The organism is Ponticaulis profundi, assembly GCF_042659465.1.
Lineage (GTDB): Bacteria > Pseudomonadota > Alphaproteobacteria > Caulobacterales > Hyphomonadaceae > Ponticaulis > Ponticaulis profundi.
Genome location: NZ_JBHSSW010000012.1, coordinates 20,045 through 45,695 on the forward strand (window position 1 = coordinate 20,045; position 25,651 = coordinate 45,695).

Below are 25,651 nucleotides of genomic sequence, written 5' to 3' on the forward strand. Positions count from 1 at the left end.
CCTGGGACGTCTCCAAACACCTTGCGGGAATGCTAAGTGGGAGACGGAAGATGGTGGACAGAGTATTCGGAAATTCATTCAGGCAGGTCTTGCGCGCCAGCGTGTTCGCACTTGCCTCTATGCCCTTGGCGATGGCGGGACTGGTGCCAGGTGCTGCCTATGCGCAGGAGCAACAAACCGGTCAGGTGCGCGGGCGTCTGATTGACGGTGAGACCGGAACTCCGCTGACGGGTGCGCAGCTGATGATCGTTGAGACCGGGGATGTGTCTGCAACGGAAAACGGAGGACGCTTCGAGTTCAAGAATGTTCCAGCGGGGGTCTATACACTCGCCGTCTCCTATATTGGTCTGGCCGACTATGCGCAGGAGGTTGTTGTTTCGGCAGCCGAAACCACAGATCTTCGCGTGGTTATGCCGAACACCATGACACTGGAAGGTATTGTTGTCGTAGGGCAGCGATCGTCTCAGGCATCTGCCCTGAACCAACAGCGTATGGCGTCCAATCTGTCCAACGTGATCTCCGCCGACCAGGCCGGTCGGTTTCCGGATTCAAACGCAGCTGAAGCGATGCAACGTGTGCCTGGCGTGGCGATCAACCGGGAAGAAAAAGGCGGCGAGGGCCGCTATATTTCTATTCGAGGGCTCGACTCCGGTCTGAACAATTTCAAGCTTAACGGTGTGAATGTCGCGCAGACAGACACAGACACACGTCGTGTCCCGCTGGACGTGGTTCAGGCAGGCGCACTGTCCAAGATCGTCGTCAACAAAACCCTCCTGCCGGATATGGACGGGGACGGCATTGGTGGTTCCGTTGAGCTTGAAACCGGTTCGGCATTTGACCTGAATGAACGTCTGATCCGTTTCAATCTTGAGGGCAATTACAACGATTTCGCGGAAGATCTCGGTGGCAAGGTTTCCGCGACATTCGGTGATACATTTGGTGCGCGTGATGAGTTTGGTGTGCTGATCTCCGGCACGTACAACAAGCGCCAGACAATGGGTTACAACAACCTGCAGGATGAGGAGTATATTCCTTATTTTGAGCAGGATGAAGGTGAACCGATCGATATGAGCGGCGATAATACGCTCATTCCCTGGTGGTTCGGTCTTGGTAATTTCGACAATGAACGCGAGAATATCGGCGCATCAATCGCACTCGATTATCGTCTGGATGAAAACACCAGCCTGTATCTGAAAGGCAGCTATAACCGTCTGGAAGATATCGAGCTGAGCAGCGGCTTCTTCATCATTGCTGACGATGACGAGCTCTATCAGAATGGTGTCTTCGATCCGGAAGGCGGCACAGTCTATCAGGTCCGCAGTGAGTACGAAGAATCGGTCTTTACGAACAGCACGCTGACCGTCGGTGGTACGACGTCGCACAACAATTTCACATTCGACTATTCGGTCGGTTATGCCCGGGGGATTTTCGAAGAACCGAACGATTATGAAGTCGCTTTCGAATACGAGTTGTCTGGTCCCGTTCTGTACGACTACTCGGATAATTACTTCCCGCAGCCAATCCTGAGCGAGGAAGATCAGGCTGCCATCCGTGATCCATCGAACTTCGTGCTGGGTGGGAATGATATCGATCTCGACGATTCCAAGGACGAGAAATACATCGCTCAGTTCGATACGACGTATGAACCAAACTCCACATGGCTTTCCTACATCAAGGCCGGGGCAAAGTATCAGAGATCTGAGCGTGAGCTCTTTGAAGCAAACGTACTCGAAGCGGAAGGTGATCTGGCGCTTGTCGGCTCCGGCTTCGAGGGTGGTTATCTGGATACGTCAGATGTTGGCTCGCCTTACGGGCAGATTCTACGGCTGAACCCGGGTTACATCCGCAATTGGCGCAACATCGGTCAGCAACTTGTTGCTGATGGCATTCTTGAGAATGCTTATGATGGAGACCCGCCGGATGAGGATAGCTATGAGGCGGAGGAAGATCTCTATGCGGCTTATCTCATGGCTGAGGCTGTTCACGGTGATTTTGAGTTCATCGGCGGTGTTCGCGTAGAATACCTGGATTTCACTTCAAATGGCTTTGAGGTCATCGAAGATGAGGACGGAGAAACCGTTCAGGCACGCACATCCACTTCTGACAACACGCAGATTTTGCCGCGTATACAGGTGAACTACCGTCCGACTGACAAATTCGTGGTCCGTGGTGCTGCTTTCACATCACTTGCACGTCCGGAGTTCGTATTCCTGAATGCGGCAACGGAAATCGAGATCGAAGATGACAACTCGCTGGAAGCATTCCTTGGAAATCCGGATCTGAAGCCGGCTTACGCCTGGAACTTTGATCTCAGCGCAGAATATTATCTCAGCAGTATCGGTATGATTTCGGGCGGTGTTTTCTACAAGTCGATTGAGGACTTCATCTTCATCGACTCCGCACCGGAAGGTGAAACCACGAGCGCCGAACTCGAAGCGCGCTTCCCGGGTTACAACATCGAAGTTGAGACTGTCTTTAACGGGAACCGAGCCGAAGTTTACGGCCTTGAGCTGGCTTACATGAACCAGTTCACGGGGCTGAAAGGACCATTTGGCGGCCTCGGCGTTTATGCCAACCTGACGCTGCAGGAAACATCAGCCGATACAGGCCTTGAAGGACGCGATGATGTGCCATTCTTCAATGCGCCTGACTATGTTGGCACCGTGGCGCTGACCTACCAAAAATACGGTGTAGAAGCGAACCTGGCTTACACGTTTCGCGGAGATTCCCTGGAAGAGCTCGGGCCATATCTCATCGATAAATACCAGCAATCTTATGAAACACTGGATGGTCAGTTCAAATACGCCCTGACCGAGAAAGTCGATCTCTATGTGAATGCCATCGATATTCTGGACGATGGGCTTGATCCGGTCGTTCACAAAACGCTCGGAAAAGGGGGTCGATATCCGGAGGATATCACCTTTAACGGTCGCACAGTGACCTTCGGCGTCACATTGGAATTCTAGGCGATTTAGGGGCGGGATCGCATGTTGGCTTCAAATGATCGCGGGCTTTCCCGCCCATATCAAAAACGAACAGAGGCTGAACCGTTGGGCAGCCTCGTTTCCCGGCGACGATTGCTACAGGGCGCTGGTCTCGGTGTGATGGGGCTAGCGCTCGGTGGCTGTGCGGTGCCAGACGCAAGATCCAGTCTGACCTTTCGCGAAATTGAGTTACTCAAGACGCCGGGTGAAGTTCTCCCCGAAGGCTACCGGTCGCAGCGTATCATAAGCTGGGGTGACCCGCTTTTCGACGATGCGCCGGCATTTTCGCCATCAGCGCTGACCGCCGAGATTGCGGCTCGGCAATTCGGTGTGAACAATGATTTTCTGGCATTTTTGCCGCTCGATAATTCAGATGACCACGGACTTCTTTTTGCAAACCATGAATACCCAAATCCGCATCTGATGTGGCCGGGACTGACCGAAGAAACCGCTGCAAGAGATATGAGCGACGAGCAGGTCGCCGTGACCATCGCGAGTGTGGGCGCTTCGGTTGTTGAACTGCGAAAACAGGATGGTTCCTGGACTGTGGTGAAATCCGAGCGGTTCAATCGGCGGATTACGGCGAACACGCCAATGCGTATCTCTGGTCCTGCTGCGGGGCATCCGAAGCTGCAAACCGGGTATGATCCCAAAGGTCTGACAGCGCTTGGTACGCTATCCAACTGTAATGGCGGCGTGACCCCCTGGGGAACAATCCTCACATGCGAAGAGGGGGCCGGTTGGATCTTCCATGGCAAGGTTGATGGTCTGCCGGATGAAGCGCTTCTGCGTCGCTACTATTATGATGAACCGGAAAATGATCGCTGGGGATGGGCAAGGGTTGAGCCGCGCTTTGATCTCGCGAACGAGCCAAATGAGCCCAATCGCTTTGAGTGGGTCGTCGAAATCGATCCGAACGATCCTAACTCGGTCCCGGTCAAGCGAACAGCTCTGGGGCGGTTTGCACACGAAGGCGCTGCGACGGCGCTTGCACCTGATGGACGCGTCGTTGTGTATCTCGGCGATGACTGGGAGTTTGAGTATTGCTACCGATTTGTCAGCGACAAGCCGGTCCGACCGGGTGGAGCGACGGAAAACGCAGACATTCTCGATGAAGGTGTTCTTTCCGTTGCACGGTTTACCGACAGCGGATTGCTGCAATGGATCCCGCTTGTTTTCGGGAAGGGACCGTTCACGCCGGATAATGGTTTTCACTCTCAGGCTGATGTTCTGATCAACACCCGACACGCAGCAGATCTGGTTGGTGCGACGCCGATGGATTCGCCAGAGGGCTTTGCCCCTAATCCTGTGACGGGAACGGTGATCGTTGCGCTTACAAGCAACGCCGATCGCAGCGAAGCCGTGCCTGGCAATCCGCGCGCCAATAATCGCTACGGCCATCTTCTGGAACTGAAGCCGCCGCAGACCGGGGGCGGCTTGGATCATGCTGCTGATGTCTTCGATTGGGAGGTGCTGGCGCTATGCGGGGATCCTTCGAATGCGGGGCACGGCGCTCAGTTTCACGGGCAGACATCAGCGAATGGCTGGTTCACAGATCCGGACAATATTGGGTTTGATCCGGGCGGACGGCTCTGGGTATGTACAGATGGTGTTCAGCCTTCCGGTCATGATGGTCTTTATGCGATGGATCTGGTGGGGGATGCGCGCGCATTGCCGAAGCTTTTTTATGCGCCGCCGTCAGGAGCTGAATGCTGCAGTCCGACGTTTATCGAAGAAGGAAGAACGCTGCTGCTGGGCATCCAGCATCCCGGTGAGGATTCAGCTTCCCTAAGCCATGTGTCGACACGCTGGCCCGACTTTGATGATGGTCTTCCGCCGAGACCGTCTATCGTTGCGATTTCGCGTCCGGATGGACGTCTGGTTGGCGACTAAGGGGGGCGCTGACACATAAAAAGAGCAGAGAGCGTTTGCCCTCTGCTCTTTTATGTTCAGCTGACATTCTTGCTGGTTACTTGGCGTCTTTCCAGTACTCATCGCGCAGCAGGCGCTTGTAGAGTTTTCCGGTTTCAGCGCGAGGCAGTTCCTTTCGGAAGTCGATCTGACGCGGCGTCTTGATGCCAGACAGGCTTTCGCGGCAATACTTCGTCAGTTCCGTGCGTGTCTCGTCATGATCCTGATCGTGATCATGCAGTTGGATGACTGCGACCACTTTTTCACCCATATCCTCATCCGGTGCGCCAATGACTGCGGCATCCGCGACCTTCGGGTGGGTGATCAGATGGTTCTCAATCTCTTGCGGATAGACGTTTACGCCGCCGGAGATGATCATGAAGCTCTTGCGATCGGTCAGGTACAAGAAGCCGTCCTCATCCAGTCGGCCAACATCCCCCAGTGTGGTCCAGCCGCGGCTGTTTGTTGCCTCAGCCGTTTTCTCAGGATCGTTGTAATAGCTGAACTGATCGCCCTTTTCGAAATAGATCAGACCTTCCTCGCCCTGTGGCAGGGGATCACCATTCTCATCGCAGATGTGCATGATGCCTTTTATGGCTTTGCCGACTGATCCCTTGTGGGTCAGCCAGTCTTCAGAGTTGATGAAGGTCATGCCATTGCCTTCGGAACCGGCATAGTATTCGAAGAGGATCGGGCCCCACCAATCGATCATTTTCTCCTTGACCGGAATCGGGCAAGGCGCTGCAGCGTGGACTACCGCTTTTAGGGACGAGACGTCGTACTTGGCTCGGACATCTTCATCGAGAGCCAGCAGTCGGTTGAAGTGGGTCGGGACAAATTGAGCGACATTGATTTTATGCTTCTCGATCAGCTCAAGCGCATTTTCGGAGTCGAATTTTGACATCACGACCACAGTGCCACCCAGTCGGTGAATGGATTGCGACCATCGCAGAGGGGCTGCGTGGTAGAGTGGTGCAGGGCAAAGATAAACCGTCGAGTCGTCAGCGCCAAAGAAGGTTTTGATCAACAGCGCCAGCTTGTCTTCCGTCATCAGGGGTGTGTCTTCGGGCGGCAGTGCTGGCAGGACGCCTTTCGGCTTACCCGTCGTGCCCGATGAATAGAGCATGTCGAGGCCGATGCTCTCATGCTCGACTGGCGTGGTTGGTTGGGCGTCGAGTGCCTCAGACCAGGATTTGTACGCCCCGTGAGCGCCGTCCTTTGTAAAGTAGGCCAGACCAGGCAGTTTTTCAGGCACTTTGTCCAGTGCTTCACCGATATAGTCTGAACCGAGGAAGAGCTTCGATCCGCTATCATCCAGAATATAGGAAATCTCGTCTGCGGTCAGGCGGGAAGAAATCGCGATATAGAGTGCACCAATACGCTGTGCGCCCCAGGCGAACTCAAACACTTCAAGGCAGTTCTCCAGCGACATTGCGACCTTGTCGCCGCGCTTGACGCCAAGTGACTGGAAGAGGTGTGCAGCCTGATTGGCGCGGGCCTCGAGCTCACCATAGCTGAGCGTCGGGCCGCCATTTGCGATCACAACCGCTGGCTTGTCGGGGGTCTGTTCGGCAAAAATACGAGGGTGCATCTATTTCCTCCGGGCTTGTATCAGTTTTTTCTGGTCAGCAGCTTTTGACTGTCTGTGGCCTTGCGGCAGTTTGGTTCGAGCCTGTCATCAGCAAAACGCCCTCTTGGTCAGAGCAATCCTGCATCGAGATCAGATTGAAAATCGGGGTGCGCAATGGCCATTAGTCTGTCCCGTCGTTCGCTGAGCGATGCGCCGCGAAGGTCGGCAATGCCATTTTCCGTCACAACAAATCCGACATCGCTGCGAGCCGTGCTCACAGGGCCGGACAGCTTGTTGACGATGCGGCTTCTGGTTTTTGCTGTTGAAGGAAGCGCAATGATGCCCAGACCACCTTTCGACTGCGCGGCGCCTCTCATGAATGCGGGCGCACCGCCGACAGCCCCCAGATAGCGCCCGGCAGCGAGTTCGGCATTCACCTGTCCGGTCAGATCGACTTCAATGGCTGAGTTCAATGCGACGAAACGATCAATCTGTGACAGCACACCAACGTCATGCGTGTAACTGACGGGCCGCAACTGCAGATCCTTACGATCATGGCACCAGTCGAGCAGAGACTGGTCTCCGCTCAGAATGCCGGCAGTGCTGATGCCGGTGTCCAAACGCTTGCGCGCATTGTTGATGATGCCTGAATCCATCAGATCGGCCACTTCCTGAACGAAGACGCCGGAATGAAACCCGAGGTCCTTGTGGCTGCGCAGCGCATGCATAATGGCAATTGGCAGAGAGCCGAGACCAATCTGGAGCGTTGAGCCGTCTTCAATCATGCCTGCAATCAGGCTTGCGATTTTGGCTTCATCGTCTGTCGGAGATACGGCCCGTGGGGCAAGTAATGGCGTATCGGTGCGCACGATGAAATCGATCTGGTCGCGCCGAACATCATTGCCTCCGCTGGTCCTTGGCGCTTTCGAGCTGACCTCGGCGATGACGAGATGGGCGGAGTTGATGAGATCTGCTGTAAAATCAGCTGCCGGTCCGAAACTGAAACTGTTTTCGTCCTGCCCTTCTGCAAGCGACAGCAGTAAAACCGGCTTACGTTGTCCGAGTTCAGAAGAGAGCTCCGAATAATGGATCGGCAGGATATCCAGTTGCTCACGGAGCTTACTGTTGTTGGCGGTGCCGCAATATGACTGGAAGGAAACGCGGTCGGTGTGATCGGGACTGACAGAATTGCCAAAGGAAAATCCGACGAAGGCTGAAAACGACCCGATACGCTCACGCGCGGCCATCAGGTTTTGCGTCAGCGTGACCGGTTCTGCGGTTCCCTGCGACCAGACAACCTGACGGCCTTCACTTATCAGCGAAGGCCAATCGAGATCTGCAATCTGGACTTCCTTACCGGGGCGCATGAGCTTAGGCGCGTTCGAAAATAGCAGCCATGCCCTGTCCGCCGCCAATGCACATGGTCTCGAGACCGTACTGAACACCGCGCCGGTTCATCTCATGAAGCAGCGTTGTCATGATCCGCGTGCCTGTCGCGCCAACCGGGTGGCCAAGCGAAATGCCTGAGCCATTCACGTTCAGTTTGTCCTGATAGTCATTCCATTCGAGCGCTTTCAGGCAAGACAGAACCTGAACTGCGAAGGCCTCGTTGATTTCGACAAGCCCCATATCCTTGAGCGACAGGCCTGCCTTTTGCATCACTTTTTGCGTTGCTGGCACAGGACCAATACCCATACGGGAGGGCTCACAACCAACTGCAGACCAGCCAACCAGATAGGCGAGGGGCTCAAGGCCGAGCTCTTTGGCTTTTTCTTCAGAAACGATCAGGCATGCGGCCGCAGCATCATTTTGCTGCGCGGCGTTGCCGGCCGTCACGGTGCCGTCTTTAGCAATGGTGCGCAGCTTTGCCATGGCTTCCAGCGTGCTATCTGAGCGAACGCCTTCATCCTTGCTAAAGATGATCGGGTCACCTTTTCGCTGCGGGACAGCGACTGGTACGATTTCGTTGGCAAATTTGTCGTCAGCTTGTGCTTTCGCCGCATTCTGATGGCTACGGATAGCAAAGGCATCCGCTTCTTCGCGGGAAATGCCGTAATCCTTTGCGAGATTTTCAGCAGTCTCGATCATGCCGGAAATGTAACCAAAGCGCTCGACGGGTTGTGAGCGCTCGCGGCCCCGATCCAGGCGATCATAAAGGGTGGCATTGCCTGCGCGTGATCCCCAGCGCTGCGTTGTCGAATAGTATTCGATATTCGACATGCTTTCGACACCTCCTGCCAGAACGACGTCACATGCGCCGGACTGAACCATCATGGCCGCCGTCACAATCGACTGAAGTCCGCCGCCGCAACGGCGGTCCAGCTGTATGCCGGGCACCTCAATCGGCAGCCCAGCGGCGAGCGCAATCCAGCGTCCGACGCAAGGTGTTTCACTATTCGCATAAGACTGAGCAAAGACGACGTCTTCAATGAGCGCAGGATCGAGCTTGGTTTCTTCCAGTACGGCTTTGACAACGGTTGAACCGAGCAATTCCACAGGTGCGTCACGCAAGGACTTCCCGAAGCCACCCACGGCGGTTCGTTTCGGGCTGACAATAGCTGCTCGGCGCATGGCTCAATCCTCTCTATGAACCTCCCGCCGTTATCGGGCAAAAGGCTTCGTTATCGTCTGCAAGAAGAGCGAAGTGGAAGTTGAGCTGGCCATTTACCGACATTGCATTGTCGGAAGGCTTGCTGTCGCGATCCTCCCCGTCTCCTTTCCGGAGTTTCTTTTTGGGATGGCTATCATGCGAAAACGCTGGCCGCAATACCGCAGAGTAAAATCTTTGTTGCGGCTAGCGAAAGCTTGTGGAGTCCTCGCGTGGTCAGCCTGAGCACCCGAGGCGCTCGTTAAAATCAACTATCGAAGTGTCTGAGCGATATGAACGAGGCGTGGGCCGTACTGGTTCTCCATCTCCTCGATAGAGCTGTTATAGACGGGGGCGCCGCAATTGAGTCCGAGATAGGTTTCGTGGCGACGATCATAAATCGGAACTGCGACGGTTCGGACGTTCGGGCGCCATTCTCCGTCCACCAGGCAAAAGCCGCGCGTGTTGACCTCGTCTATGGATTTCAGAATGCGGTCCTTCAGTGCGGGCCAGTCAGCGCCGTAAAGGACAGACCAGCGATCGAACTTTTCATCGAGTTGGTCTTTGGGAAGTTTCGCGAGTACTGCGCGTCCGGTGGCTGTTTTGGCCATGGACACACGCGTACCAATATCGAGCAGGTGAGAATCCGAGGCTGTCGCTGTGTTTGCGGCGACGTAGATCATCATGTCGTCATCCGGCCAGGCGAGCGCGACTGAGGCGCGAGAGATATTGGCAAGCTCCTGCATCTGGCCTTGTGCGAGCTGGCGAATATGCAGATTTCCCAGGACGGAATAGCTTAGCGATAAGAGCCGCGGGCTTGGGAAGTACTTCCGAGACGCGTCTTTCTTTAGATAGCCGAGTTCAGTCAGGGTGTAGGTGATACGTGTCACGGTCGCCTTGCTGATGCCTGACCGTTCCGACAATTCATTGTTTCCAAGCGCGCCATGGCCGGGCCGAAACGCCTGGAGAAGTTTTAAAGTCCGCGCAACAGACCAGATGAACTTTCGATCGTTCTCATATTTCTCTTCAAGTTCAGAAAATGATTCGTATTGGCGTGCCTCTGGCGAACGTTTATCTTTAATTTTTGACGTCTGCGCCTCTGACATCTTGCGAGATCCCCTTCAATGCTGCCTCTATAAAGTCAGCTTTCTATCGATTTGGTGGTCGTTTATCGTCGACATCTTGCTATTCTGAATGCGTCGAGCGTTTCTCCCCGCAAACATTCTGACAATGACAGCACAACTACACAAGCAATTTTGTAATTTTAAACACGCACGGCAAAAAAGAAATTTTGTCAGGCGAAACTGATCTGCGCGGCCTCGTTAGCTTCGCTGGCTGTCTGCTCGTCGCTGAACTGCTTCATAGAACAATGCCTTCACCGCGCTCATTAGAGCAGGTGATCCTCACGCGCTCAAGCGGGACAAGATCTCCGCAATAACAGATAGCCATTTAGGCGTGTATCTCCAGTGCAACATCGTGCATCGAATAAAATGAAATAAAAATTTTGCTCTGCGGTATTGCGGCCGACTGCTTTCGAAGCTACCAAGGCAAAAAAAATTGGGGAGTTGAAACTGGAAAACCGAAAATCGGCTGTCTGAAAGCCGGTGGTTTCCGTTCCAAACACCGAACGCATTTCAGGAAACGCGTGGCCAAGGCGCTAGCTGCCGCGCCTCGCAGGACCTGACAGATGAGCACCGGACCGAAACGAGCTGCCGTGAGGCATCTCTTTCGGCAAAATGGAGTGAGAAGGTAGTAGCTATGAGCAATCCTGGAATTGACGACGATATTTTCCAACAACTGCTGGATACGGTCGATCGATATACGCGCGAGCGTCTCATTCCTGCCGAGGAGCAGGTCGAAGAGAATGACGAAATCCCTGAGGAGATTGTTCAGGAAATTCGTGAGCTCGGTCTTTTCGGCATTTCCATTCCGGAAGAATATGGCGGGATCGGCCTTAGCATGAGTCAGGAGACGCAGGTTCTTGAGAAGCTTTGCTATGCGTCGCTCGCTTTCCGTTCGCTGATTGGTACAACAGTTGGCATTGGCTCGCAGGGTATCGTTATGGACGGTACAGAAGAACAAAAGCAGATGATGCTGCCAAAGCTTGCGACTGGTGAGATTATCTCTTCCTTCGCGCTGACGGAGCCAGACAACGGATCGGATGCAGCTCATATCAAGACGGTTGCGGTTCGCGACGGATCTGACTTCGTCATCAACGGCACGAAGCGTTACATCACGAACGCATCTCGCGCAGGCATGTTTACGCTGCTTGCCCGGACAGATCCGGACAACAAAGGCGCGGGCGGCGTTTCCGCTTTCCTGCTGCCAGCTGACACGCCGGGCATTATGCTTGGCAAAACAGACAAGAAGATGGGGCAGCGTGGTACGCGCACCTGTGACGTTATTCTGGAGAACGTAAGACTGCCGGAAACGGCAATCATCGGTGGTCCGGAGAATCTCAATAAGGGTTTCCGCACTGCGATGAAGGTGCTCGACCGTGGACGTATCCACTTGTCTGGCTGTGCCACAGGTACCTCGCAGCGCATGGTTGATCTGTCAGCGAAATATGCTGCTGAGCGTCAGCAGTTCGGCGTTCCAATCGGCCAGCATCAGCTTGTTCAGGGGCTTCTGGCGGATAGCCAGGTTGAGCTGCTTGCCATGCGCAGCCTGACGAAAACAGCTGCTGAGAAATATGATGCAGAAGGCAGTGCAGTTCTGGAAGCATCTGCAGCGAAGCTCTTCTCCAGTGAGGCGGCTGGTCGGATTGCGGACCGCGCGGTGCAGATTCATGGCGGTGCTGGCTATATCGCGGAGTATCCGGTTGAGCGGCTTTATCGTGATGTGCGCCTACTGCGCATCTATGAGGGTACGACCCAGATTCAGCAGATGATCATTGCTCGCAACATGTTGAAAGCGGTCGCCTCTTAAGCGCGCCTCTCTCGACACGAGTTCACAACAACACAGTCCCCCGGTTTCACGTTTCACGCGTGAAAGCGGGAGGTCTTTATCCAGCGGAGACTTCAGATGAATTTGGACGGAAAAGTCGTTCTCGTAACGGGCGCAGGTGGCGGCATCGGCAAAGCGCTGGCGATTGGTGCAGCGAAGGCCGGGGCTTCGGTCGTTGTAAACGATATCGGTGCAACCTTGTCCGGGACATCTGAAAATGTCGGCGCAGCACAAGCAGTTGTGAATGAAATCGAAGCGTTTGGTGGCAAGGCTGTCGCCAGCACCGATAGCGTCAGCGAGACAGAAGGCGCGGAAGGCATTGTGAAAACCGCAACGGATCGTTTCGGTCGTCTGGATGCCATCGTGAACAATGCGGGCATTCTGCGCGATGGTTTCTTCCACAAAATGTCGTTCGAGGACTTTGACGCTGTTATCAAGGTTCACCTCTACGGCTCCTTCAATGTAGCACGTGCTGCTGCGCCGGTTTTCCGGGAGCAGAATGGTGGATCGATGATCCACATGACATCGACTTCAGCCCTGATCGGTAACCTCGCTCAGGCAAATTACTCGGCCGCGAAGCTCGGCATCATGGCGCTGTCCAAGTCCATTGCGCTTGATATGCAGCGCTGGAATGTGCGCTCGAACTGCATTGCGCCGTTTGCGTGGAGCCGCATGACATCGAACATCAAGGCTGAAACGCCAGATCAGATGGAGCGTGTTGCCAAGCTGAAAGAGATGAAGCCGGAGAAGATTTCGCCGCTCGTCAATTATCTCGCATCAGATGACGGTAAAGACGTCAACGGGCAGGTCTTCTGTGTCCGGAACAATGAATTGTTCCTGATGAGTCAGGTGCGTCCGGTTCGTTCTGTGCAGATGTCAGACGGCTGGACCGAAGACAAAATTGCAAGTCATGCCATGCCCGCGCTGCGGTCCAGCTTCTTCCCGCTGGAAGTTTCAGCCGACGTCTTCTCGTGGGACCCGGTCTGATCAGTCAGGTCGGTTACCGAAAGACGTAAGCAAGTGGCTCTGCCGGATGCGCGTATTGGCGTGCGTTTGGCAGGCTACGCAAAGTGAAAAGGGAAAGAAACCGCACGCCGCAATTCGATAACAAAAGGCGATCTTCGAATTCCACTAAATACAATTAAAATTTCGCACAGCGATATTGCGGTTTTATTTATAGCGTGCTACTCGACGTCCATAATGATCAACCTCGACGTTGATCTCTCGATAAAAGACTTAGTGTCATAGGGGAAAATTAGACATGAATCTGAAGTACCTCCGCGCCTGCACTGCGCTTGGCGCCATCCTGTTTGCCGTTCCAGCACTTGCTCAGGAGCAAGCATCGGAAGCAGGTTCTGAACCCGCTGAAGAAGTCGTTGAAGATGAGCGCGCCGTTCTGAATACGGTTCAGGTCTTCGCGCGTAAGCGTCAAGAATCGGTTCAGGATATTCCAGTCGTTGTTCAGGCTTTCGATGCTGGCACGCTCGAGCGCAACGCGGTTTCGACTATCGAAGACATTTCTTTCATGACACCGGGTCTGACGACCAACGTTCAGGGTAACAACGTTCAGAACGTTCTGAACATGCGCGGTATCGAGTCCGGTAACGTCGGCGTTGGCTTTGATCAGGCTGTTTCCGTCAACATTGACGGCGTTCAGTTCAGCAACTCCGAATTCCTGCGCGTCGGTCAGTTCGACCTGGAGCGTGCGGAAGTCCTGAAAGGCCCGCAGGCGCTTTACAACGGTAAGAACAGCACGGCCGGTATCATTGCTCTGAAAACGGCAGATCCGACCGACGAGCTCTATACAGAAATCAAAGCGGGTTATGCTTCAGGCGCAGACCGCTGGTTCGCTGAAGGCGTTTTGTCCGGACCGATTTCCGATACGGTCGGTGGTCGACTTGCCGTGTCATACACGGACGCCGACGGCTGGTGGGAAAACCAGGTTCCTGGTGTGGCTCACAAGAAGCTTCCGAACTACAATGAAATGATTGCGCGCGGTACGCTGAAATTCGAGCCAACCGACAATTTTGATGCAACTGCCAAGCTGACCTACCACCGCAACCGCGGTGATGACCACGCGTATCAGGAGCTGGTTGAATGTACGCCCGCTGTTGAAACATGGTCTCCGTATTCTGATTGTAAGCTGAACGGCAAAGGCGCGTCTGTCGATCCGGATGCTCTGCCAGGTTTCGATCCTTCGCTCTCCCCATTGTGGCGCGATGAGCCGTACTCAGAGTACAACACGACCATTTTCAGCGTTGAAGCGAATTATGACATCAATGATGATCTGACTCTGTCCAGCGTCACCGGTTATAGCGACCTTGATAACCAGCGCTTCGACAACATCATTGTTGGCGGCACAATCCCGCTCATCACGCTCGGCGAAGCTCAGAAACAAGAGACTTTCTCTCAGGAGCTGCGCCTGTCCGGTACGTATGACCGCTTCAACTTTATGGTCGGCGCGTATTACGATGATCGTACGATCACACAGGATTCCGCTGTGGTCCTGGCTGGTGGCATCACGCCATTCAACACGCAGGAAATCACGGCCGATTCCTGGTCTGCTTTCGCTCAGTTCGAGTATGACGTAACCGACGAGTTCTCTGTGTCTGTTGGTGGTCGCTACACCGAGGAAGACAAGTCTTTCCGTGGTGTGATGACTCAGGGCAACGGCTTTTCAGTCGGCGGTGTGCCGGTGAATGCGGGCGACCCATTCTTGATCGTCAATCCGGATATCAGCGCCGACGACTTCTCGCCCGAAATCACGCTGAGCTATAAGCCGCAGTCAAACATCAACCTGTTTGCGTCTTACAAGGAAGGCTTCAAGTCCGGCAGCTTCTCGATGTCTCAGACAGCTTCTCGCTTCCTGTCTGTCATTCCGACTGCAACGGACTTTGCGCCAGAAGAAGTTGATGGCTACGAGATCGGTGCGAAAACAGAATGGCTGGACAATCGGCTGCGTCTGAACCTCGTCTGGTTCGACTATGACTATTCTAACCTCCAGCTGTCTGCGTTCGATTCAGAGCTCCAGACAACACGTGTCTTTAATGCGGGTGCTGCAAAAACGCGCGGTATCGAATTTGAATCCATGTATATTCCGGAGAATTTCGACGCTCTGACACTGTCGGCCAACATCGCCTATCTCGACGCTTATTACGAAGAGTGGGACGCAGACTGTACGGCTTACCAGATCACGGTTGATCCTGCGGGCTGTAATGTCGACGTGGACAACAACCCTGCAACGGACGTTGGCGGTCTTCTTGCCGGAACGGGTTTTGAAGCTCAGGACCGTAATGGCGACGAACTGCGGAATGCTCCGGACTGGACGTTCCAGCTGGGCGCTGTCTATGACGAACGTCTGACCGAAACGCTCCGCATCCGTGCGAACGGTGCAGCGGTCTGGACGGACGAGCACAATGCTGACCCGATCGGCGATCCGCTCATGGTCAATGATGCACATTGGAAGCTCAACCTCGGTGTGGGCATCTATGCAGATGACGACAGCTGGGCGCTCGACCTGATTGCGCGCAACATCACAGATGAGCGCATCTATAACTGGGGCCAGACTGCGCCTCTGGGTGGACGCCGTGCGTACGCTGTATCGCCGAATCCACCACGTGACGTCATGATCCGACTGACAGTTCGTCCATCAGAAATGATGAAATAAGTTCCTCCCTGACTGCATAGAGGGTCTTCCTGTCCTGCTGGGAGACCCTCTGCTTTTTTAGGGTGAAACGACATGAAGATGACATTCGAAGGATAGCTCAACGTCTGGCTGGCTAGGAAGATTGGATCAGAAAGCATACGATTTTCGAAGCAGCCAAACTGACAGGAGAATCAAAGTTGAAGACCAGCGCACCTGATACACACAATGAACTTCGCGAAGCCCTCCGCTCACTCTGCGCAGAGTTTCCTGCTGAGTATCATCGCAAGCACGGCGCGGCTGAAACCTATCCTGAAGAGTTTATTGATGCGCTGACAAGCGCTGGCTGGCTGGCGGCGATGATCCCGGAGGAATTCGGTGGATCTGGTCTTGGCCTGACAGAAGCTTCCATTGTTATGGAAGAAATCAATCGCAATGGTGGCAACGCCGGACATTGTCACGGTCAGATGTACAATATGGGTACGCTTCTGCGCCACGGATCGGCGGCACAAAAAGAGCTCTACCTGCCGAAAATCGCGTCCGGCGAGCTGCGCTTGCAGTCGATGGCTGTCACCGAGCCAACAACCGGCACAGACACCACGAAGCTGAAAACAACAGCCGTCAAAAAGGGCGATCGTTACGTTGTTAACGGTCAGAAGGTCTGGATCAGCCGGGTTCAGCATTCCGATCTGATGATCCTGCTTGCGCGGACAACGCCGCTAAGCGAGGTGAAGCGGAAATCGGAAGGTCTGTCTGTCTTTATCGTTGAGCTGAAAGATGCGCTCGGCAAAGGCATGGAAATCAAGCCGATTGACAACATGGTCGGCCACGAAACCAACGAAGTCTTCTTCGATGAGCTGGAAATCCCTGCGGAAAACCTGATTGGTGAAGAAGGCAAAGGCTTCCGTTACATTCTGGATGGTCTGAATGCGGAGCGTACGCTGATTGCCGCAGAATGCATCGGTGACGGCTACTGGTTCATTGATCGCGCTGTCGGTTACGCGACAGATCGCGTCGTTTTCAATCGTCCGATTGGGCAGAACCAGGGCGTTCAGTTCCCGGTTGCGCGCGCTTTCGTCGATATTGAAGCGGCCAATCTGATGCGTTTCGAGGCCTGCCGTCGCTACGATGCCAATGAAGACTGTGGCGCTCAGGCCAACATGGCGAAACTGCTGGCAGCAGACGCAAGCTGGAAGGCCGCCAATGAGTGTCTGCAGGTGCATGGCGGATTTGGTTTCGCTCAGGAGTATGATGTTGAGCGTAAATTCCGCGAAACACGCCTCTATCAGGTTGCACCGATCTCAACCAACCTGATCCTGTCATACGTCGCCGAGCATATTCTCGGACTGCCGCGGTCATTCTAATGACGGGCGGGACGAAAAAAGACGACAGCCTCGGCAGGTATTCTTTTCCACTTTTCGTCCCTGCCACGCGCCCGGAACGGTTCGCCAAGGCGGCTGCGTCCGGCGCGGATACGATCATCATCGACCTGGAAGATGCGGTCGGTGCTGCTGATAAAGAGGCAGCGCGTTCAGGCCTCTCTGACGGAATGGTTGGTTTGTCCGGCGCGTCTGTCTGGATCCGGATCAATGGTGTTTCAACGCCATGGCACAAAGGCGATCTGGAGGCTCTGAACGGTCTTCCAATTCAGGGTGTCATGGTTCCGAAGGCCGAAGGCGCAGACATGTTGTCGGCGATACGATCGACACTTCCGGACCATGTCGCCCTTATTGCACTCGTAGAGACGGCTGCAGGGATTCATAAAGCGACTGAAATTGCTGCTCATTCAGACCGGATGGCATTTGGCTCGGTCGATTATGCGCTCGATATGAATTGCGCTTCTACGCGAGAGGCCTTCCTGTTTGCGCGTTCGGCTTTGGCGCTTGCAGCGCGGGTCTCGGGTCAGCTTGCGCCACTCGACGGCGTCACAACCAAAACCGATGATCCCGATCTCGTGGCAGCAGACGCAGAGCATGCTCTGGCGCTCGGTTTCGGCGGGAAAATGCTGATCCATCCTCGACAACTGGACCCGGCAAAGCGGGCCTTCGCACCATCAGAAGCGGATATCATCTGGGCTCGGAAGGTTGTCGATTCGACAAAAGACGGAACCGCGGTCGCCGTCGATGGCGAGATGATCGATGCGCCTGTGCTGGAGCGCGCACGCGGTATTCTGGAACGACAGGGAGTAGCCTCATGAGCGAATTGAACATGGCGAAACTCCAGGAGTGGATTGGAAACACAGAAAGCCGCACGGATATCGTTTCCGAAGACGCTCTGAAGCAGTATCGCGGAACGCTGGAATCCTATCTCGTTTCTGAGGACGTGGCGGTCGTGCCTCCCGGCTTTCACTGGACAATGTATCAGCCTCTGAATGCCAGTAGCGAGCTGCGCGAGGACGGTCATCCAAAGCGGATCACTCTGTTGCCGGAATTGCCTTTTGCAACACGAATGTGGGCAGGTGGCGAGGTCGCATTTCATGCGGCGCTTAAGGTTGGTGACCGCATTGAAAGAACCTCCACTTTAAAGTCGATCGACCTAAAAAGCGGTTCTAGCGGGGACCTGCTGTTCATCGAAATTGCGCATGAGTATCAGCGCAACCAGCAGGCCGTGATAAGTGAGACGCAAACGGTGGTTTATCGTAACCCGCCACCGCCAAAAGAGGTCCAGCCTCTGGAAGAACAAGAGAAGGCTGATGAAGCCTTTCAGGCCGACAGCAGATTGCTGTTTCGCTATTCTGCGCTCACCTTCAACACGCACCGGATTCACTATGATCGCGACTATGCGATGCGCGAGGAAGGTTATCCGGGACTGGTCGTTCATGGTCCCATGCAGGCGAGCCTGCTCATGAACCACATCGCCGGGACGCTGGGGCATACCGATTTCCGATTTTCCTATCGAGGAACGGCGCCGCTGTTTGCCGGGCAGAACGCTTATCTTCGACTATCTGATGACGCCGCGTGGATCGAGCGCGGCGAAGGTGATGCGACCATGAAGGGAAAGTTTCAGCTTTTGGAGCAATGAGCGAACAGGTCGCTCAGCCTCGGTCTGTGTGCCGGGCGAACGCATAAAATAATGATTGGCAAAAGCCATTTGTAAGGGAGTAGCGAGATGAAGCACACACTCAAGGGCGCGGTTTCCGCCGTCATTCTGTGCACACTGATGCAGCCTGGATATGCTCAGGATGTCACGGCGTCTGAGCTACCTTCGCCGTCTTCAAAAGGTGAGGCGACACAGGCGACGGCCACCGCCAATGCGGCGGTTGCGAGCCGCCTTCCGATTGATGATCAGCAAGACTATGAAGACGCAAAGCGTGGTTTTCTGGCGAGCGAACCAGACCTCGAAGCGATCTATGATGAGAACGGCAAGGTCGTTTGGCCAATGGCGAAGCTCTCATCCTTCACCGGTGAAGCGCCGGACACGGTCAATCCATCTCTTTGGCGCCAGGCGCAATTGTCTGCCATGCATGGCATCTTCGAAGTCAAAGATGGCATCTATCAGGTTCGCGGCTATGACATCTCGGTGATGACGGTCATTCGCGGCGAGACGGGCTGGATCATTGTTGATCCGTTGTCGACGCGTGAGACGGCGGCCGCTGCGATGGAGCTCGTTACGAAAACGCTTGGCGAACGTCCGATTACCGGTCTGATCTATACCCATGGACACGCAGACCATTATGGCGGTGCGGCCGGTGTGATCGATCCGGAAGAGGCAGAAGCCCAGGGTGTGCCGATCATTGCGCCGCTCGGTTTCGCGGATTCCATTTCAGCGGAAAGTGCGGTTGCTGGCATTCACATGTCGCGCCGGGCGGTGCCAATGCTTGGAACCGCTCTGGAAGTCTCCGAGATCGGGCATGTTTCATCCGGTCTGGGGCCGCGCTTCCCGAATGGCAAGATCGGCATGATTGCTCCGACGGAGGAGATCGGCGGCGACGACTACAAACGAACGATTGATGGCATCGAGTTCGTGTTTGTCGATGCAGCTGGCACAGAGGCACCTGCCGAATTCATGTTTTACCTGCCGCAGTTTGATGCGATCTGCACCGCTGAAGTGGCCACACGAACACTCCACAATGCACTGACACCGCGCGGGGCTAAGGTGCGCGACTTCCTGCGCTGGAGTGAAGTGCTTGATCATATGCTTCTGGAATATGGCGATAAGGTTGATGTGTCATTTGCATCCCACCACTGGCCAGTCTGGGATCAGGAAAACATCCAGGACTATCTGCGCCGCCAGCGTGATGTTTACCGATACACCCATGATCAGGTGCTGCGTCGTGCCAACAAAGGCCAGACGATGATCGAGATCGCCGAGGATATTCCGGAACCGGAAATCCAGCAGCAGAACTTTGATACGCGCGGCTATTACGGCACGAACAATCACAACACCAAAGCGGTCTATCAGTTCTATTACGGCTGGTGGGATGGCAATCCGGCCAACTATTACCAACATCCACCCGTTCAGAAAGCGGAGCGCTTTGTGGATGCGATGGGCGGCATAGATGCGGTCATTGCCGAAGGCATTGAGGCATTCGAAGCCGGTGACTATCGCTGGAGTGCCGAAGTTCTCAACCATGCGGTGTTTGCTGCGCCCGATAACAAGCTCGCACGCGAATGGCTGTCAGCAACCTATGAGCAGCTTGGCTTTCAGGCGGAAAGCGGCACATGGCGAAGTTATTTTCTGACGGCTGCCCGCGAAGTCCTCAATGGACCGCCGGGACAGGGCTCCATCAGCCGCAATGCGTCTTACTTTGCGAGTCTGCCGACTGCGCGTCTTCTGGATCTTCTGGCGGTTCAATATGCGCCGGAGCGGATGAGCCGTGAGCCATACGATCTGAACATCGTGTTCACTGACACAGAAGAAATGGCGACCATTCAGGTCGGCAAAGCGACAGCTTTCCCACGCACGGGTGTGCAATCGGATGAGGCTGCAGCCACCATGACGACCACCAAAAAGGCTTTCGTCACACTGTTTTCCGGCAGTGCGACCGTCCCGGACCTGATCGCGTCAGGCGATGCATCTGTGTCCGGCGATGAGGCGGCGTTCAACGCCTATATCGAAACGCTGGATGGTCCGGAGTTCTGGTTCAACATCGTTGAGCCCTGATGAATGCGGGCGTGGGCGGCAGGTCTGTCGCCCCGGTCAAAGATAAATGAAATTGGCGAGGAAGCCTCAATGACTGATCAAAATATCGAACAGGATCGTCCTGCAAAATCGAAAGGCAGCGCTGCCTTTCCGATTGGCCTCGTCCTGACCATGGGCGCAGCCTATACGCTCAGCTATCTCGACCGTCAGGTCGTCAACATTGTCGCTGAACACATCAAGCATGATCTTCAGCTCGCCGACTGGCAGCTTGGTGCTATCTCGGGTCTTGCCTTCGCCCTTCTGTATGCGACGCTTGGTATTCCGGTTGCGCGCATCGCAGAACGGACAAACCGCAGTGCTCTGATCAGTGTTGCGCTCATTGTCTGGAGTGCCTGTACGACCGTCATTGGCTTTGCGCAGAACTTCTGGCAGCTCGCGCTGGCCCGCTTCGGTGTTGGTTTTGGTGAGTCCGGCTGTACGCCGCCTGCCATGTCTCTGATCGCTGATGTGACCAAGCCGGAGCAACGCTCCAAGGCGCTTTCCATCTACAATCTCGGTGTGCCGGTAGGTGCGCTGCTCGGTATGATGCTCGGTGGCTTTCTCGTCGATATCGTCGGCTGGCGCGCGGTGTTCTTCATCGTCGGTCCGCCCGGCATCCTGCTCGCAATCGTGATCTTCCTGTTCATCAAGGACCCACGTTCGAAGAAGAAAACGGTCAATCCGCTGGAAGACCCGGCAGCCGCGCTGGAGCCTGAAGACCATGTGCCGAAAATGTCTGAAGTCGCGAAAAGCCTGGCTTCAAAACAGGCCTTCATCTGGATGACACTCGGCACTTGCCTCACGGTATTCGTTGGCTACAGCATGCACGCGTTCCTCGCGCCATTCTTCCTGCGCGTCCATGCCGAAGGTCTGGCAGAGCTTGCGACCAGCATGGGCCTGCCAGGTCCAACGTCGCTTGTCGGTCTGGGACTCGGTATTGGTCTTGGCCTTGGCGGTGCACTTGGTACTTTGATTGGTGGTCACGCAGGTGATTTCTGGAAGTCCAAAAAGGTCTATGCCTTTACGCCGGGCATTGGCGCTTTGCTTGCCGCGCCGACCTATGCGCTGACATTTGTTATTCCATCTGCCGGATGGGCCATGCTCTTCCTGATCATTCCATCTGTTCTGTCGAGCATGTGGTACGGACCTGTCTATGCGAGCATTCAGGGCCTTTCTCACCCGCGTTCGCGCGCCACTGCGATTGCGATTTTCCTGTTCCTGCTCAACGCGATCGGTCTGGGCCTTGGCCCGCTTTCCGTTGGTCTCGTCAGCGACACGCTGGCTGCTAGCCTGGGCGCAGCAGATGGCTTACGCTGGGCGATGATTATTGTCTCAGGTGTGAGCGCGATTTCAGCGCTTTGCTACTGGTTTGCTGCCAAGCCGCTTGAGAAAGAAATGATCGAGTAGGCCGATATGAAAACGATCCAGTCTTCCAATACCGACTCCATTGATAACTATGCCATCGTGGAAGCCCCCCGGCCGGAACCGCGCAGGGGAGAGGTCCGCGTCCAGGTGGAAATGTGCGGCATTGGTTATGTGGACTCCCTCGTTGCGTTGGGTCGCTACCAGGTAAAGCCAAAGCTCCCGCATACGCCGGGTGTCGAGGTCGCAGGTGTGATCGATGCCATAGGCGAAGACGTGACCGCTGTGGCGGTGGGAGACCGTGTCCTTGCTACGGTCGGCGGGGGCTTTGCCGAATATGCTTTGAGTTCGGCGCAGACGGTGAAGCGTATTCCGGAGACGATGAGTTTTGCTCAGGCGGCTGGCTTTCAGGTGAACTATGTCACCGCCATGCATGGACTGCGCGACCGAGGCGCTCTGAAAGCCGGTGAGACATTGCTCGTTTTTGGTGCGGCAGGCGGCGTCGGACTTGCAGCTGTCGAGGTCGGCAAAGCGCTTGGTGCCCGCGTGATTGGTGTCGCATCGAGTGAAGAAAAGCGTCAGCTCGTCCTTGATGCCGGGGCTGACCTCGTTATTGATCGTGAGGAAGATGGCTGGCGTGACCGCCTGAAAGCGCTTATTCCTGATGGTCTGGATGTGGTGTTTGACCCGGCCTGCGGCGCTCTGATGGAGCCTGCTTTCCGTAGCCTCAGCTGGCGCGGCCGTTACCTGATCGTTGGGTTTGTCGGCGGCGACATTCCATCCCTTCGTGTGAACCTGCCTCTGATGAAAGGCGCTGCATTGCTTGGCGTTGATTATCGGCAGTTTTCGCAGGTTTTCGAACCGGGTGAAGCTGATGCCATGCTGACCGACCTGCTGGACCTTGTTGCATCCGGAAAACTGGCTGTCCCGACAGGGCGTGTCTTCGACTTCGAAGATTACAAACAGGCTCTGACCTTCGCTTTGTCAGGCAAAGGTGTTTCGAAAACACTCTTACGAATTCCGTCTGATGGCGAGGCGCCGCAGGCGAATGATCCGAACAACTGATACCGACATTCACCCGATCCGGAGTGTATGTCTCACCGAACAGGAGACCTCTGATGAAAAGCTACAAGTTTGAAGAATTCGGTGCACCGCTTCAGCGCGTCGAAGAACCAACCCCTGAACCAACCGGGAAACAGGTTCTGATCCGCATGGCGTCCTGCGGTGTCTGCCACAGCGATATTCACATTCACGATGGCTATTTCGATCTTGGCGGTGGGCGCAAACTGCCACTCGATCAGACCACGAAACGCCCTCACACGCTTGGTCATGAAATTGTCGGCGAAGTCGTGTCGACCGGACCGGACGTCGAAGGTATTGAGCCGGGCTCAAAATGGCTCGTTTATCCATGGATTGGTTGCGGAAAATGCAGCCTCTGCGTCAATGGGGAAGAGCATCTCTGCCCGGTCGGAAACGTGCTTGGCCTGTCTGCGCCGGGCGGTTTCAGTGATCATGTCATGGTCCCTGATTCCAAATATCTGGTGGATTACGGCAATGTGCCAGATGCGATTGCCTGCACGTATGCCTGCTCTAGTCTGACAGCTTTCAGTGCACTCAAGAAAGCACAACGCGTCACGAGTGAAGATCCGATCCTCATCATCGGTGCTGGCGGTGTGGGCCAGTCTGCGATTGCCCTGTGCACCGCACTTTACGGCGTTGCGCCAATTGTGGCTGAGATCAACGAAGACCGCCGCGCTGACGCTCTGAAGCTCGGCGCCTCAGAAGCGGTCGATCCTTCCGACAAGGCGTCCCGCAAGGCATTGCTGAAATCGACGGGCGGTGGGTTTGCAACCGTGATCGATTTTGTCGGTGCGCCAGCAACAGCCGAATTTGGCATGTCGGTGCTGCGCAAAGGTGGCAAACAGATCATGGTCGGCCTGTTTGGTGGCTCGATCGAAATGCCACTGGCAACCATTCCGATGCGCTCGATCACCCTGTCTGGTTCCTATGTCGGCTCTCTCGAAGAGTTGAAGGAGCTGGCTGAGCTCGGCCGCGCCGGAAAGGTACCGGAAATCACGATCTCGACCTGCAGTCTGGATGCTGCGGACGAAACGCTCAAAGCGCTTCGCGAAGGCAAGATCACGGGCCGTGCCGTCCTGCAAAGCTAGTTGATATCCATAGCTTTGGAGCGAATGCCTGGCGTTCGCTCCAGGGATACTTGTTAAAACGCTGGCCACTGTCTCGCCAGATGTGCACACTCCCAGACAGTATTTGGCTGAGGTAGAACACATGCGCAGTGAAACCCTTTCGATTTTCGTGAGTCTGGCGTGTCTGACAGCTTGCTCAGACCCCTCAGTTGGCAATGCCCCCACATCCACGACAGAGCCAACTGCTACAAAATCGGAGGCTGTCTGGGACAGAGTATCGCCAGGTGGTGACACGATGTGTTCGGATGGCTCGGAATTTTTCTTCCTGACGCATGCAGGTGATCCCGACAAACTGGTTTTCTTCCTGGAAGGTGGCGGAGGTTGCTCTGAAAGCAGTTCATGCGATCCGGAAGGCCAGCCAACCTATAAAATGACACTGCAAGATCAGCCGATGCCGGCAACGGGTATCTTCGATTTCGATAATTCCGAAAATCCATTTTCGGACTACAGCATGGTGTATGTGCCTTATTGTACCGGCGATGTGCATATTGGTGATAACGACGCTGTTTATCAGCGTCCCAATGGTGAAACCTTCACTGTTCATCACCGAGGCTGGCTAAATGCAAAGGCGGCGTTGGATTGGGTGTTTGATCGGTCATTTGCGCCGGACGCGATTTTTGTAACAGGTGAATCCGCTGGTGCGATCCCGACGCCTATTTATGCGAGCCTGCTTGCAGACCAATATGGCAATGCGCGTATCGTTTCTCTGGGCGATGGAGCAGGTGGCTACCGTTACGAGAGTCCCGTCACATCGCAGCAAGACCGCTGGCAGATGTTCAACTTTGTCACCCAGGTGCCAGGTTTTGGTGACCTGACGCCAGAAAACTGGAGCTTTGAGCAACTCTATATTCAGGCCGGACAGGCTTTCCCCGAAATGACATTGGCCCGTTTTGATTTTGCTTCCGACGCAGCTCAGTCTTGGTTTCTGGGATCAAACAGCGAGAACGAAACGCTTCTGGAAAATCTTCATGAAAACAATGCGGATATTTCAAAAAGCCTTTCAGATTTCCGGACATTTATAGCCCCCAGCGATACGCATACAGTTCTTGGTAAGCAGGCTTTTTACAGTCTGAGCGTCAACGACATTCGCTTGCGTGACTGGGTCGCAGATCTGGCGATTGGCGAAGGCGTTGATAATATCCTCTGCGAAGGGTGCCAGGCCCCTGAACAAATGCCATCAGCTGAAACGGAGTGATATTCACGGGTGCGACTAAGGCGCTGGTGAATTTTCGGGCAGTTGCCCGCTTCGTACTGCTTATTGACTGTCATGTGTTGCATTTGCGAAGAAGCTGAACTGCAACCCTTACGAGCTCCATTCTT

General features: G+C 54.9%; 17 protein-coding genes. 13 read left to right on the forward strand and 4 right to left on the reverse strand.

The features are described from left to right. Positions 1–50 precede the first annotated feature (50 nt). Positions 51–2,966 carry a TonB-dependent receptor gene (locus tag ACFQDM_RS09490; RefSeq protein WP_377378423.1) on the forward strand — a complete coding sequence of 972 codons (2,916 nt, stop codon included), beginning with the start codon at positions 51–53 and terminating at the stop codon, positions 2,964–2,966. Positions 2,967–2,987: 21 nt separating this feature from the next. Further along, complete coding sequence (locus ACFQDM_RS09495) at positions 2,988–4,877, forward strand: PhoX family protein (RefSeq protein ID WP_377378425.1); 1,890 nt, start codon at positions 2,988–2,990, stop codon at positions 4,875–4,877. 76 nt (positions 4,878–4,953) lie between these two features. Here ACFQDM_RS09495 and ACFQDM_RS09500 read toward each other — a convergent pair whose 3' ends face one another. From ACFQDM_RS09500 to ACFQDM_RS09515, 4 genes are all read right to left on the reverse strand, one after another. Beyond that, positions 4,954–6,486, reverse strand: a complete 1,533-nt coding sequence (locus ACFQDM_RS09500; protein ID WP_377378427.1) for an acyl-CoA synthetase — start codon at positions 6,484–6,486, stop codon at positions 4,954–4,956. A 107-nt stretch (positions 6,487–6,593) separates the two neighbouring features. Continuing rightward, positions 6,594–7,832 (reverse strand): acetyl-CoA hydrolase/transferase family protein, encoded by a 1,239-nt coding sequence (locus ACFQDM_RS09505; protein WP_377378428.1) that lies wholly within the window; start codon positions 7,830–7,832, stop codon positions 6,594–6,596. A 4-nt stretch (positions 7,833–7,836) separates the two neighbouring features. Continuing rightward, entirely contained in the window at positions 7,837–9,036 is a 1,200-nt protein-coding gene (locus ACFQDM_RS09510) for an acetyl-CoA C-acetyltransferase (protein WP_377378430.1), read from the reverse strand. 288 nt (positions 9,037–9,324) lie between these two features. Beyond that, positions 9,325–10,158, reverse strand: a complete 834-nt coding sequence (locus ACFQDM_RS09515; RefSeq protein WP_377378432.1) for an IclR family transcriptional regulator — start codon at positions 10,156–10,158, stop codon at positions 9,325–9,327. Between the two features lie 652 nt (positions 10,159–10,810). Between ACFQDM_RS09515 and ACFQDM_RS09520 the strand changes: the two genes are divergently transcribed. From ACFQDM_RS09520 to ACFQDM_RS09570, 11 genes are all read left to right on the forward strand, one after another. Next, the gene (locus ACFQDM_RS09520) at positions 10,811–11,980 is read left to right on the forward strand and encodes an acyl-CoA dehydrogenase family protein (RefSeq protein ID WP_377378433.1); all 1,170 of its coding nucleotides are present in this window, start codon (positions 10,811–10,813) and stop codon (positions 11,978–11,980) included. Positions 11,981–12,076: 96 nt separating this feature from the next. Continuing rightward, the gene (locus ACFQDM_RS09525) at positions 12,077–12,985 is read left to right on the forward strand and encodes an SDR family oxidoreductase (RefSeq protein ID WP_377378435.1); all 909 of its coding nucleotides are present in this window, start codon (positions 12,077–12,079) and stop codon (positions 12,983–12,985) included. A gap of 274 nt (positions 12,986–13,259) precedes the next feature. Then, positions 13,260–15,665, forward strand: coding sequence for a TonB-dependent receptor (locus tag ACFQDM_RS09530; protein ID WP_377378437.1), 2,406 nt, complete (start codon positions 13,260–13,262; stop codon positions 15,663–15,665). A gap of 176 nt (positions 15,666–15,841) precedes the next feature. Further along, entirely contained in the window at positions 15,842–17,005 is a 1,164-nt protein-coding gene (locus ACFQDM_RS09535; RefSeq protein WP_377378438.1) for an acyl-CoA dehydrogenase family protein, read from the forward strand. Continuing rightward, positions 17,005–17,838, forward strand: coding sequence for an HpcH/HpaI aldolase/citrate lyase family protein (locus ACFQDM_RS09540; protein WP_377378440.1), 834 nt, complete (start codon positions 17,005–17,007; stop codon positions 17,836–17,838). Before ACFQDM_RS09535 ends, ACFQDM_RS09540 begins: the two co-directional genes overlap by 1 nt. Beyond that, complete coding sequence (locus ACFQDM_RS09545) at positions 17,835–18,662, forward strand: FAS1-like dehydratase domain-containing protein (RefSeq protein WP_377378442.1); 828 nt, start codon at positions 17,835–17,837, stop codon at positions 18,660–18,662. The genes ACFQDM_RS09540 and ACFQDM_RS09545 overlap by 4 nt, the downstream gene beginning before the upstream one ends. Before the next feature lie 87 nt (positions 18,663–18,749). Further along, positions 18,750–20,744: an alkyl/aryl-sulfatase gene (locus ACFQDM_RS09550; RefSeq protein WP_377378444.1), complete on the forward strand. Its 1,995-nt coding sequence runs from the start codon at positions 18,750–18,752 to the stop codon at positions 20,742–20,744. 69 nt (positions 20,745–20,813) lie between these two features. Then, entirely contained in the window at positions 20,814–22,169 is a 1,356-nt protein-coding gene (locus ACFQDM_RS09555) for a spinster family MFS transporter (RefSeq protein WP_377378446.1), read from the forward strand. Between the two features lie 6 nt (positions 22,170–22,175). Then, the gene (locus ACFQDM_RS09560; protein WP_377378448.1) at positions 22,176–23,189 is read left to right on the forward strand and encodes an NADPH:quinone oxidoreductase family protein; all 1,014 of its coding nucleotides are present in this window, start codon (positions 22,176–22,178) and stop codon (positions 23,187–23,189) included. Between the two features lie 53 nt (positions 23,190–23,242). Then, positions 23,243–24,292, forward strand: coding sequence for an alcohol dehydrogenase (locus ACFQDM_RS09565; protein ID WP_377378450.1), 1,050 nt, complete (start codon positions 23,243–23,245; stop codon positions 24,290–24,292). Between the two features lie 274 nt (positions 24,293–24,566). Continuing rightward, positions 24,567–25,526 carry a pectin acetylesterase-family hydrolase gene (locus tag ACFQDM_RS09570; protein WP_377379117.1) on the forward strand — a complete coding sequence of 320 codons (960 nt, stop codon included), beginning with the start codon at positions 24,567–24,569 and terminating at the stop codon, positions 25,524–25,526. Positions 25,527–25,651: the final 125 nt, after the last annotated feature.